Annotated in this window: 10 protein-coding genes; 8 read left to right on the top strand and 2 right to left on the bottom strand. The window is 68.8% G+C overall.

Annotated elements, in window-relative coordinates; all coding sequences use genetic code 11:
- The first annotated feature begins 1,465 nt into the window (after positions 1-1,465).
- Genes QQ657_RS32075 through QQ657_RS32065 form a run of 3 tightly spaced genes read left to right on the top strand, consistent with a single transcriptional unit; the run spans position 1,466 to position 4,705 of the window.
- Positions 1,466-2,773: an ATP-dependent nuclease gene (locus QQ657_RS32075; RefSeq protein ID WP_284746014.1), complete on the top strand. Its 1,308-nt coding sequence runs from the start codon at positions 1,466-1,468 to the stop codon at positions 2,771-2,773.
- The gene (locus QQ657_RS32070; RefSeq protein WP_284746013.1) at positions 2,770-4,455 is read left to right on the top strand and encodes a UvrD-helicase domain-containing protein; all 1,686 of its coding nucleotides are present in this window, start codon (positions 2,770-2,772) and stop codon (positions 4,453-4,455) included. Before QQ657_RS32075 ends, QQ657_RS32070 begins: the two co-directional genes overlap by 4 nt.
- A 43-nt stretch (positions 4,456-4,498) precedes the next feature.
- Positions 4,499-4,705 carry a hypothetical protein gene (locus QQ657_RS32065; RefSeq protein WP_284746012.1) on the top strand — a complete coding sequence of 69 codons (207 nt, stop codon included), beginning with the start codon at positions 4,499-4,501 and terminating at the stop codon, positions 4,703-4,705.
- Positions 4,706-4,775: 70 nt separating this feature from the next.
- Here QQ657_RS32065 and QQ657_RS32060 read toward each other — a convergent pair whose 3' ends face one another.
- Both QQ657_RS32060 and QQ657_RS32055 read right to left on the bottom strand, forming a co-directional pair.
- Positions 4,776-5,282 (bottom strand): hypothetical protein, encoded by a 507-nt coding sequence (locus QQ657_RS32060; RefSeq protein WP_284746011.1) that lies wholly within the window; start codon positions 5,280-5,282, stop codon positions 4,776-4,778.
- Positions 5,276-5,437, bottom strand: coding sequence for a hypothetical protein (locus QQ657_RS32055; RefSeq protein WP_284746010.1), 162 nt, complete (start codon positions 5,435-5,437; stop codon positions 5,276-5,278). Before QQ657_RS32055 ends, QQ657_RS32060 begins: the two co-directional genes overlap by 7 nt.
- Before the next feature lie 391 nt (positions 5,438-5,828).
- Here QQ657_RS32055 and QQ657_RS32050 point away from each other — a divergent pair, with 391 nt between their 5' ends.
- From QQ657_RS32050 to QQ657_RS32030, 5 genes are all read left to right on the top strand, one after another.
- Positions 5,829-6,692, top strand: a complete 864-nt coding sequence (locus QQ657_RS32050) for a sigma-70 family RNA polymerase sigma factor (protein ID WP_284746009.1) — start codon at positions 5,829-5,831, stop codon at positions 6,690-6,692.
- A gap of 174 nt (positions 6,693-6,866) precedes the next feature.
- On the top strand, positions 6,867-7,688 hold the full coding sequence (locus QQ657_RS32045; protein ID WP_284746008.1) for a conjugal transfer protein: 822 nt from the start codon (positions 6,867-6,869) through the stop codon (positions 7,686-7,688).
- Between the two features lie 18 nt (positions 7,689-7,706).
- Entirely contained in the window at positions 7,707-7,946 is a 240-nt protein-coding gene (locus tag QQ657_RS32040) for a hypothetical protein (RefSeq protein ID WP_086676642.1), read from the top strand.
- A complete protein-coding gene (locus QQ657_RS32035; RefSeq protein WP_284746007.1) occupies positions 7,943-8,404 on the top strand; it encodes a hypothetical protein in 462 nt (153 codons plus the stop codon). The genes QQ657_RS32040 and QQ657_RS32035 overlap by 4 nt, the downstream gene beginning before the upstream one ends.
- An 11-nt stretch (positions 8,405-8,415) precedes the next feature.
- On the top strand, positions 8,416-10,980 hold the full coding sequence (locus tag QQ657_RS32030) for an ATP-binding protein (RefSeq protein ID WP_284746006.1): 2,565 nt from the start codon (positions 8,416-8,418) through the stop codon (positions 10,978-10,980).
- The last annotated feature ends 5 nt before the right edge of the window (positions 10,981-10,985 follow it).

Genomic DNA, 10,985 nt, shown 5'->3' with positions numbered 1-10,985 from the left:
TCGATCTTCCCGACACCGTCTGGATCAACCGACCCACCGACGACACCAACCAGGAGCCCGAAACGGAAGCCGCCTAACACCCACTGGTCTCACTCACCTTGACAAATTCCGGGTCGCGCATCTGGATAGTCTTCCTCTTGGCAGGTTCTCTCTGTTGCGCTGTTCGTGGCCTAGGAGGGCTATGTTGCGCTCCGGCTCAACTTGCAACGAACGCGTGTTCAAGATGTTGCATGACTCGGGCGTACCGTGTTCTCCCGTTGATCGACGAGGCGATCGGTACTTGCGTTCTACTTAAGCCATACTCTCAGTAAGGTGGCAACGACAGCTAGGAATACACCCGTCGCAAGAGGGCTGGTCGCGGCCGCGCGAAGCCGTCGCGCGGCCGCCTCGCGAGGTGAACGGGTCCGAAACCGCGCGGCAGGCGCGAACTGCGCATGCGGTATCGCCGTTTCGCGAGCTGCGGCAGCCACCAACTCTGCAAGGTAGGCGCCAACTATTGGACGGCGCCTTCGGTCTGCCGGGTTCTCGTCGAACCACAGCAGCAGCTCACCGACCGTTGCGCCAGCCGACACCGGTTGTCCCGTAAGGCGCGCCGTGTCGCGGGTCAGGGCCCATGCCACAGCCGCGACACGTCGTCGACGATATGTCGGGCTTTTCAGCCGTCGAGCGAATACCAAGTCGAGGCCCGCCCGGGGCGTAGGCGGCGCAAGGGCGCATAGTAGCCGTGTACACCTCGCAGCAGACGCCAACAGGCGATCGCGCGGCGCCGAACTCATAATCGTCGCCAGTAGTGCCGGGATCGTCGCTATGAGTACTATGCCGTGCGGGATGTTCGGGAGTAGTGCAGGCCCCAGGCCCGGCGCGTTGAATCCGAGCGGGACAGCAATTAACGCGATGCCCCAGAGCAAGAAGGTGGACCCCTGCACCCAGATGGCTGACTGAACTCGCGATAAGTCCCGCGGGGCAACTCCAAGGTCGTCTAAGTACTCGCGTTCCTGCGGTCTCATCATCCCCGTGAGCAACAGGTACGTGACCAGTCCTGGACCGAACGAAGCCAGTCTCGCGAACATGCGCTCCCGAGCTTCGGTGAGTGCGTCCGCCTCAACCGGGTCCTCGGCCGGCCCCTGCGGCTTCGCCGGTTCCATGCCCGCGGGGCCGTTCTGAGTGTTCACATCAGACAAGTCGGCACTGGGGGGACCACTGATACAGGCTGACGCAGACAGTCGAGCTTGCGCTCTCTGGCGCCCTATGCCCCGTCGTCCACGCCGCGTGCCAGGCCGCCAACGCCGGCGACGTCGGCGAGCCAGAGTCACCTCCGCTCTGGCTGGGATGCCGCCACTCGCTACCGTCGTCTCCGGCTCGCCAGATCTCGAACCGGGCAGCCAGTACCTGCTCGTCCGAGGCTGGATCCGGCCAAAAAGTCGCCCCCGGCAGCCACCGGGAAAGCCTCCTGCTGCGCCTGGACGTGCACACCGACCCGGACGATCCGGAGTCGCTGACCATCACCCGCAGGTTCCCCGAGTCCGGGCATCAGCGCTCGCCGTCGCGGGAGCAGTTCGCCGCGTTCGGCTGGCGGTACCTGCCAGCCACGCGGTCGGCGAGCTCAAGCCAGCTGGAAGGCCCGAACAGTGCCTGGCAGGCGCTGCTGTCGGCTGTCGAGCTGGGGGAGGCGAGCGCTAGCCTGTCCGGTCTGCTGCAACAGTTCAACACCACGCTGGAAAGCAGCGCCACCCTGGAAGAGCTCCGGCAGAAGATCGCGGGCCACCTGTCCAAGTCGATGCCCGCCGAGGTGACCGCGAGAGACCTCGTAGTGCGCACCACCGCGGACCCGGCGGTGTCAGCGCTTGAGAATGTGTCGCTGTTCTTCGACCGCGCCGGCCGACACGTCCCGGTCGCCGAGCAGTCCGACGGGCTGCGCCAGCTGATGATGATGACCCTGTTCGACCTGGCCCAGGGGGCGGCGAACATCGTGGCCATCGACGAGCCGGAGCTCCACCTGCACCCAGCGAGCCAGCGCACGATGGCCGAGCTGCTGCAGGGCTCGGCGAACCAGAAGATCGTGGTCACGCACTCGCCGTACATCGTGCACCAGTTCGACCCGTCGCACGTTATCGCGATGACCCCGGACGGCGCCTGCCACCAGGTCCCGGCCGGCAACCGCAACGCGGTCGAGAAGGTTCTGGCGCACTGGTGGTCGCCGCGGCTGCTGGAGGTGCTGACCGCCCGCTACGCGCTGGTAGTGGAAGGGGTCTCGGACCGGGTTTTCGTCGAGGCCGCCGCGGCCGCGATGGGGATCAGCTTGAACCGAATCGGCGCGGTGGTGTTCGAGCTCGACGGAGCCCATAAGTTCCCGCACGTGCTCAAGCTGCTGGGTGCTGACGGGTTCGGGATCCCGATGCTCGGCCTGGTCGACGACGCCGAAAAGGGAGGCTGGTACCCGGGGTTCGGCGGCAGCCCCAGGAAGGCGGTCAGCAAGGGTCTGTGGGTGTCGACGCCTGACCTGGAGGGCGAGTACTGCTCCGGCTTGGGCGGCCCGGTGGTGGCGGAGATCCTGGTGAAAGCAGGTGTGTGCCGGGAGCAGGGTGTGCTGCAGGCGTGTGAGGTGAGCAGCTACGCCGAGGTGACGCCGGACGCGCTGGCGAAGTTCTGCCGAGGGGACGGGAAGAAGGTGCCGGCGGCGGTCGCGGTCGCCGGGGCGCTCACCGGTGAGAACGTGGCGAGCGTCCCGAGCATCTATGGGATGCTGGACCGGCTGAGGACGGGCGCGCTGTGACAGCGACGGCCCTCGCGGTCGATCCGCAGCTGGCGATCGCGACCAGCGAGCGCGACAACCTGCTGGTGGTCGCCCCGCCGGGGTGCGGCAAGACCGAGATCCTGGCCAAGCGCGCCGCGTTCCTGGTTGCGGGGTTGAAGCCGGGACAGAGGATCCTCGCGTTGACGTTCTCGAACCGGGCCCAGCAGAACCTGCGGGAGCGGTTGAATCGGGAACTGGGGGCCGCGCGGTGCCGCCGGTATGTGACGGTCCGCAACTTCCATGGGCATGCCACCGAGATCCTGCGCGCCCACGCACGCACGCTCGGCATGAACCCGCAGTTCGCGCAGCCCGGCAAGCAGTCGCTGAAGTCGGCGATCGCGCCGCACGTAGCTGGTATGGCGCGTGGCCCGGCATTCGACTTCGCCAAGGAGATCGAGGGCGCGTTGAGCGCGGCGAAGCAGCAGCCGCGTGACGACCACGAGGTTCTCGTCGCGATGGCGAACGCGGGCGCCGCCAGCGCGGCGCTCGATGTTGAGCGGGAGCGGCAGCGCAGCGGGCTGCTGCACTACGACGACCTGCTGCGGCACGCCCAGCGGCTACTTCGGGTGAAGGCGGTGGCAAACCTCTACCAGCAGCACTACGGGGCGCTGCTCCTTGATGAGTTCCAGGATCTGACCCCGCAGCAGCTCGACATCGCCCTGCGGTCGGTCGCTGGCCGTCGTACGTTCGTCGGCGACCCGCTGCAGGGCATCTACAGCTTCGCCGGAGCTCGTCCTGATCTGGTGGAGGCGGAGCTGCGGACGTTGTGCGGGGAGCCGCTGCGGCTGACGACTTCGTACCGGTCGTCGCCGGCGGTCCTGGCCGTGGTCAACCCCGTGGCCGAGCGGATGGGCGGCCCGCCGCTGACCGCGGCCTATCCGGACCGGTGGTGTGAGGGTGGCGCGTCGTGCGCGGTCGGCAGATTTGCCACTGAGGATCTGGAGCCGCAGTGGATCGCCGAGAGCGCGCGCAGCATCCTGGCCCGGGATCCGGCGGCGACGATCGGTGTCATCTCCCGGTCGGCGTTCCGCCGTAGGAACGTCGATGCGGTCTTCGCGGAGGCGGATGTGCCCTCGAGCCAGTGGGACGTGGCCGTGGAGAACCCGCAGGTCGTGGATCTTCTGCGGATGGTGGCCAAGGGCCTGCCCAGCACAGCGCTGGTCACTGATCTGGAGATGCGGGCGCTGGCCGCGGTGCCGGCTGCCGATCCTGACACCCGGCAGGACGTGGTGGCCGCGGTCGACCAGCTGAAGGTGTTCGCGGCGGCGACCGGCTCGATCGCGGAGGCGTTCGCGCGGCTGCCGGTGCGCGATCCAAGCGCTGCGATCGGACCGGGTGTGCATCTGCTGTCGGCGCATACCGGGAAGGGGCAGCAGTTCGACTGGGTGTTCGTTCCCGGGTTTGAAGATGGCCACATCCCGGACTTCCGGGCGAAGGCGAGTGACGAACTCCGCGAGGAGCTCCGGGTACTGATAGTGATGCTGTCGCGGGCCCAGCACGCGGTGGTGCTGACATCGGCCACCCAGCGTGTGGCGGGGAGTGGGAACTTGTATGACCCTGGTGTGAGCATGTGGTGGGATTCGGTGACGTCAGCGTGCGAAATGTCGTGGCAGCACTTGCAGGCGCACATCAGCCGGTTCGTCCGGCCGCCGACCATGTGACGCCTGGGGGTCAGAGCTCGCTGGCGGGGCCAGCAGATCGCGCTTGAGTTCGTTCGCGATGGCCGCAAACGGCGCCGACGCCACCTCCGGATCGCGCGTCCCGACCGAACTCGGCGACGACGTCCTGCGCGGCTTGATTGCCGTGCGAATCCTGGGCCGCCATCGCGACACGATCTGGCCTTCGGCGGCCTGGCGTGGCTCGGCGTCGACCCGGTTCGTCGAAGTCGTCACCAAAACCTCTCGCCCTTGAACCCCGCCGACGGCGAAGACGAGCGCAGAGCACGCGCGGGCGAGTTTCAGGTCCGGGGTTGCCTCGAGTCCTACTGTAGCCACTTGTCGAAGGCGAACTTCAGTGCCTGCCGCGCCAACTCTTCTTCGATGACGCGTTGAACACCGCCGGACGATTGCGGCGGCGTCTGATTGATCACGGGCGTGCCAGTCCACCAGATCGGGGTGCCGCCGGGAAGCGCCATGAGGCCCCCGAAACGCATGTCCCCGACGAACCAAGCCAGCCCTCGGCCGTCCGTCATGCCTAGCCAAGCGTCGTCGGGGACTGCCGATAGGAAGGCCACGGCGTCCGCGCCCGCGGGGTCGAGCAGGAGCACCCGACGTCGCGCTTGACCGGCGACGGCCTCCATCCGGCACGGCCATACCTGCCACCGGCCGCTGAGCACCGGCGTTGTCATTTCCCGCAGAATCTTCTCCGTGGCCTTCGCACTGGCAGCGGACGACTTGCCCGCTGCGCTGGACAGAAGAAACGCCCCTGCAAGGCCGATGAACCAGACCCAAGCAGTTTGGGTGGCCACAGCTATGACGATCGTCAGCACGAAGAGGACTCCGAAACCACGTTCTCAGCCGACTTGCTGTTGGTCACCGCCTTCGCGGCCTCCTGGAGCGCCTTGTCGACCTCCCCTTGGATCTTGGGAGTCATCGCCAAGGCCGGTTTCGGCGACAACTGATATCCGAAATCTTCGGCCAGCACAAAAGCCCCCTATGCCGCGGTGTGTCGATCTCGCATTATAAAGCCACTCCGGCTTCCGGATCCGTTGATGCCAGAAGCTTCTGAGCTGCGGGGATGGGGGCGATGCGACGGTGCCGAGTGATGTCGGGCAAGGTCGTCTTGCTCGGTCGCCGGGTGACCTGCGAGAGCTGCGTTGCGGGGTCGCGAAATCGTCACTCCGTCGTCGCGATGGCCGCTGGATCCCCGGCCTCGGGCCGGATTGCTCCCCGAGACCTTCGCTGACCAGAGCCGATAGCACGTTCGAGTGAGTCGGTGCTTGCTCCACGCCGGGGCAAGGCTGTGGGCCAGGAACGGCGCGAACAGCGGTCCAGACGCTGGCTCGGATCTTGTCATCCGAGCGAAGGAGCCGGCCATGGCCAGCCGATCCACTGTGAACAGCCCGTTGACGATGCTGCAGGCCCACTTCCGGCAACTCCGCGTCGTGGCGCGGTTCGACCAGGCCCTGCGTGGGTGGTCCACCGAGGACCCCGTGTTGTCGGCGATCACGTCCCATCGGGTGCTGGTCGACGTCCTGGCGGACCGTGATTACGCCCGCCACGACGAGGTGCTGCACGCTCTCCTGGCGCGGGCGGCGTCGCCGGTTGGCGCGGGAGTCATCGCTACCGAGGTCGTGATGAATGCGATGCTGCCAGCTGTCCCGGGCATTGTCGGACGCGTCGTTCGTGCGGCACGAGCGGCGGGGAGTACGGTCGGGGTCCGGCGCGGCGTCACCGGCGGCGGCGTCTCGGCCTCTGAAGAGAGCCGTGACATCCAGGCGGCCGTCATCGGGCATCTTTGGGAGCAGACTCGCTGTTACCCGTTACGGCGGAGGCATCACGTCGCGGCAAACCTCGTGCGGGAGACCCAGCGAGCTGCGCAGCGGGACTTCGGTGTAGACCACGGCCAGGCCGCCGCGGACGTCGTCAGCATCGACGATGACGAGGCGCACCGACCGTTGGCCTCCGCGCCGAAGGAGATGGACGCCTCGGAGGAATTGCTCGAGCTGCTGTCGTGGGCGGTCGAGCAAGACCGGCTCGACGAGCACTCCGCCACGATCCTGATCACCCGCTACTTCGGCGATCCGGTCGGCCGCGACGGCGTGGCCACCGACCGCCAGATCGGCGCGCTAATCGGACTGAGTCAGCCGACGATCACCCGTCACCGCCGCCGCGCCTTCGAGCAGTTGGCCCAAGCTGCGGCGGAGTACCCAGGCCACGAGCTTCCTCGGGCCGGCTGAATCACACCGCGGCCCGGCCTGCGTGCCTTCGAGCAGGAAACCGGAACCTGCGGAGGAGGTCGTGCCGTGCTTGGTCGTCGCGGCAGCCCGGGCCGAGGATTACTTGTCGGCGTGCTGCCGGATGCGGATGTTGAGCCCGCGGTCCGAGGTGCGAATCGCCGGGCTGGCCAGCTGGTGGCATGGCTGGCCGTGCTGGCCAGCCCACTGCTGACCGTCGCTGGACTAGCGGTTCTCCAACCAGCGGGTGCGCCGCCGACGCGGGACGGTGGCGCACCCGCGCCCTCCGCGTCGCCGGAGGGCTGGGCGGAGATGTACGTGCGGGCCTGGCTCTCGGCGACCCGAGAGGACTCCGCCGAGGTGGAGGTCTTCTACCCGCCGGGGATGAAGTCGCAGCGAGCTGCCGGGACGCAGGTCCCGGTCGATACCGCGGTCGTTTCGGCGACGTCGCCGGCGCCGGGAGCTTGGTCGGTCGTGGTGGTGGCGGACGTGCTGGTGCTGCAGCGGGACGGCAAGCGCGCGGCGTCGCTGCTGTGCGCGCAGGTCGCGGTGGCCGGGACCGGCGACGCCTACGTCGCTGCTTCGCTGCCCTCACCTGTGGCTTGCCCCAGCACCCGCGGTCCCGTCGCGCTCGCCTACGACGAAGTCGCCGATCCGGCTGGTCCGATCGGGCAGTCGGTCGCAGGGTTTCTGGGCGCCTACCTGGCGGGGCAAGGCCAGCTCGACCGGTTCGTTAGCCCCGGGGCGAGCCTCGGGCTGCCGAAGCCGGCGCCGTTCGCCGCGGTGCAGGTGGCCGAGATCCGCACGCACGAGAAGTTCGAGCCGGGCCAGGCGGCGAGGCCGGTCGACGGGACGGTTGTCCACAGCCTCACCCACGCCGGGGGATGGGACGCGACCGGCCAGAACACCCCGGTCGACTACGCGCTGACGCTGGTCGCGCGGGCCGGCCGGTGGGAGATCAACCGCATCGATCCGGCGCCGCTGATCGCGGGCCGCTGAGGCCGAGGAGAACGTCTGATGATCGTGCTGGCTGCGGACGTGAAGTCCTGGATCGACACCAACCTGGCCTGGGGTGACCAGTCCGTCCGCCGGCTGATCCTGCTAGCCGCGATCGTCGGCGGGATCGGGCTGCTGATCGGCACCCGCGGGAACTTCACCCGGGCGATCAAGTACGGCGTGATCGCGGCGATCTTCCTCGGCATCCTGCTCAACCTCGACGGGGTCGCCGGCATGTTCGGCGCCTGGTTCACCCATTGACCGCCCCGAAAAGCCGCGGCGATGTCCTGGTCGGCCGCTCCTACACGCGGTCGCGGCGGTTTCCGCGGATGTTCGGGCGGATGCCCGGCCGCGACGGCGGCTATCTGCCCGGCGGCCCCTACACCCTGACCCAGGGCGCCCTGTTCCTCATCCTGCTGGTCGTGGTGTGGAAGCTGCCGCTGCTGGACTGGCTCGGTCCAGCCCGCTGGGGGCTGCCGCTGTCGGCGGTGTTCCTCCGGCGCGCCCGGATCGAGTCGCGGACGCCGCTGGGCTGGCTGGTCGGGCTCGGCGCGCACCTGCTGGCCCCGAGGGCCGGCATGCGCGGCCGTCGTCCGTACCGGCCGGCACGACCCGAACGGACCTGCACCAGTCTCTATGTGCACCTGCCGGACAACGGAGTCGAGGAGACACCGGTGTCTCCGCTGCAGCTGGTGCTGGCCCAGGCCCGGGGGCGGTGATGGAAAGCCCGGTGACCGACGTGGCCGGCAACCTGCTGTTCTGCGTCGACGGCTCGACCTGGGCGGTGTGGCGGGTGCTGCCGCACGAGAGCGCCCGCTCCACCGGCCGTCAGCTGCGCGAGCTCTACGACCGCACCGTCACGTTGATGAAGTCCCTGCGGGGCGAGGTCATGATCGCCTCGCTGTGCGAGCAGGTCCACGCCCACGCGATCGTTCGACGCTGCCTCCAGGGCATCGACCTCGATGCGAACCCGCACTGGGCGGAGACCATCCACAATGCCTGGGATCAGCTCGACACCCTCGACGTCCTCGGCCGCAGCTACTGGCTCGCCCAGCCCCTGTCCGGGCACGACTGGAAGGACGCCGCTCAGGCCATGCTCCGGGCGACGAGCGCGGCGCTCGGCGACCAGCTCGGCCTTCCCGCTCGACCGGCATCGGCAGCTGCGGTCGCGGCCGGTCGAGAGCGGGCTCGGGTGGCGGCGCAGGAGCTCGGGGGCGCGATCCCGATGCGGCCGGCGACCGAGGCCGAGCTGCTGTGGTGGCTCTGCCGCGCGCCGGTCCGCGGCATCGACGAACCGCAGCTCGACCGCGCGGCCGCGGTACACAACACGGGCGTGACCGTGCGACGGGGGAGCGGACGCGCCCGGCTCACGACCTTGCGCTCGTGCGTGTTCGATGAGGGTGGCCGCACCGACGCGCCCGCGGACCGTCAGAGCTGGGGACCGCTGGGGCTGTTAAACCGCCGGTTCGTCAAGTGCGTGACCCCACACGACGACGGCGCTATCGCCAGCTACCAGGCCTACCTCGTCTTGGCGGAGATGCCGCGCGCGTTCACCTTCCCTGGTCACGAAATCCTGGCCCGGCTGGCCGACATCGGCTTCGGCGTCGACTACGCACTGCGTATCACCGCCCGCTCGAACGAGGACGCCCGGGCGGCCAACCGCCGGCGAACCCGCGACCTGATGAGCCAGGACGAGGAACACGCCGGCGACTCCGCGGGCGTCCCGGCGGACGTCGTTTCGGCGCAGGAGGAGATCCAGCACAAGAACGCCCGTCTCGGCGCCAGCTCCACCGAGATCGACCTCGAAGTCGGCGTCGTCGCCTGCGTCTGGGGCGCTACCGCCCGCGATGCGGACGCCCGCGCGAAGTCGCTGCGACAAGCGTTCCTGGGCGGGGAGTATCGGTGGGAACGTCCGCTCGGTGGGCAGCGGCAGCTGTATCAGGCGCTGCTGCCGGGTAGCCGGACGCCGATGGTGGTGCGCGAATGCAGCCAGAACCTCCTCGCCACCGACGCCGCGATGCTGCTGCCGGTGTCGGCGACCGACTTCGGTGATCCCGCGGGCGCATTGTTTGGGCTGACCGTTGACGGCGGCGCCATCGCCCCATTCCTGCTCGACCCGACCTACGGTCCGACGCACGATTCCTCGGGCGGCATCGCCGTGATCGGTGAGCTCGGCGCCGGGAAGTCGGTCGTGCTGAAGAACGTCGCCGCGGTCGTGCGGCTGATGCTTGACGGCCGCGTCATCGTCATCGACCGGACCCGCAGCCGCGAATGGGCACCCGTCGCCGCCGCGCTGCCGGGGAACGCTCAGATCGTCGACATCATCGACCCCAGCCTCGATGACCGCCCCGCTGCGGCTGAGCTGCGGCACTCGTGCGACCCGCTTCGCGTCTTCCGCACCGCCGGGAAGTCCAGCACTGGCATCGCCGAGACCTTCTTCGCGTCCTGGCTCGACTTGGAGTCCAACTCCGCCGAGCGCGATGCCCTTGGCCGCGGCCTCGACGCCGTCAGCGGACACCCCGACGCCTCCAGTAGCCGACTTGTCGACACTCTCCGCAAGCACGGTGGACGCGACGCAGCGGCTCGTGCGCTGGCCGAGCGGCTCGAGCGGCTGCGGCGCGACCCGATCACCCGGCCGGTCTTCGATCTCGATCTCGCGCCGGTCGATCTGTTCGGCGCGGACATGGTCGTGTTCTGCACCAACGAGATCCCTCTGCCCAGCGCGCTGGAGATGAGCAACGAGCGGATGGCCGCCCGCGTCCCGCCGCGCAAGCTTTTCGGTCGCGCCTTTCATCTGCTGATCGCCGCGATCGCGAAGGAGATCTGCTTCACGCCCGGACGCTGGGGCGAGTTCATCTGCGACGAGGCCTACAACGTCACCGGCACCCCCGAAGGCCAGCAGATCGCGCTGGAGTTCGTCCGCGACGGCCGCAAGCACGGCGCCGACGCTGCCTTCGGTTCCCACGCACCGAAAGACCTCGGCGACGAGGTCCTGCGTGGCTTGATTGCGGTGCGGTTTCTCGGCCGCCACCGCGACGACGGCCTCGTCCGCAGCGGCCTGGCCTGGCTCGGCGTCGACCCCGCCGACGCCCGCTACCACGAGATCGTCACCAAAGACCTTTCGCCACTGAGCCCGGCGGGCGGCGAGGAGGAGCGTCGCGTCCGTGCGGGCGAGTTCCTCGTTCGCGATCACAGCGGACGAATCGGCAAGGTCAAGATCATGACTCAGCCGTATCGGTCGTTTTCGACGGCCGTGCTCACCACGCCGATCGTCACTCGCGGGCACTGCGATTAAGCCCC

The sequence above is a fragment of the Amycolatopsis ponsaeliensis genome (assembly GCF_030182635.1).
Classification (GTDB): Bacteria; Actinomycetota; Actinomycetes; order Mycobacteriales; family Pseudonocardiaceae; genus Amycolatopsis; species Amycolatopsis ponsaeliensis.
This window is presented reverse-complemented; position numbering and strand designations above follow the sequence as displayed.

Bases quoted from the DNA above. Each gene is read 5' to 3' on its own strand.
- QQ657_RS32050 (WP_284746009.1), top strand. From the start codon at position 5,829: ATGGCCAGCCGATCCACTGTGAACAGCCCGTTGACGATGCTGCAGGCC.
- QQ657_RS32040 (WP_086676642.1), top strand. From the start codon at position 7,707: ATGATCGTGCTGGCTGCGGACGTGAAGTCCTGGATCGACACCAACCTG.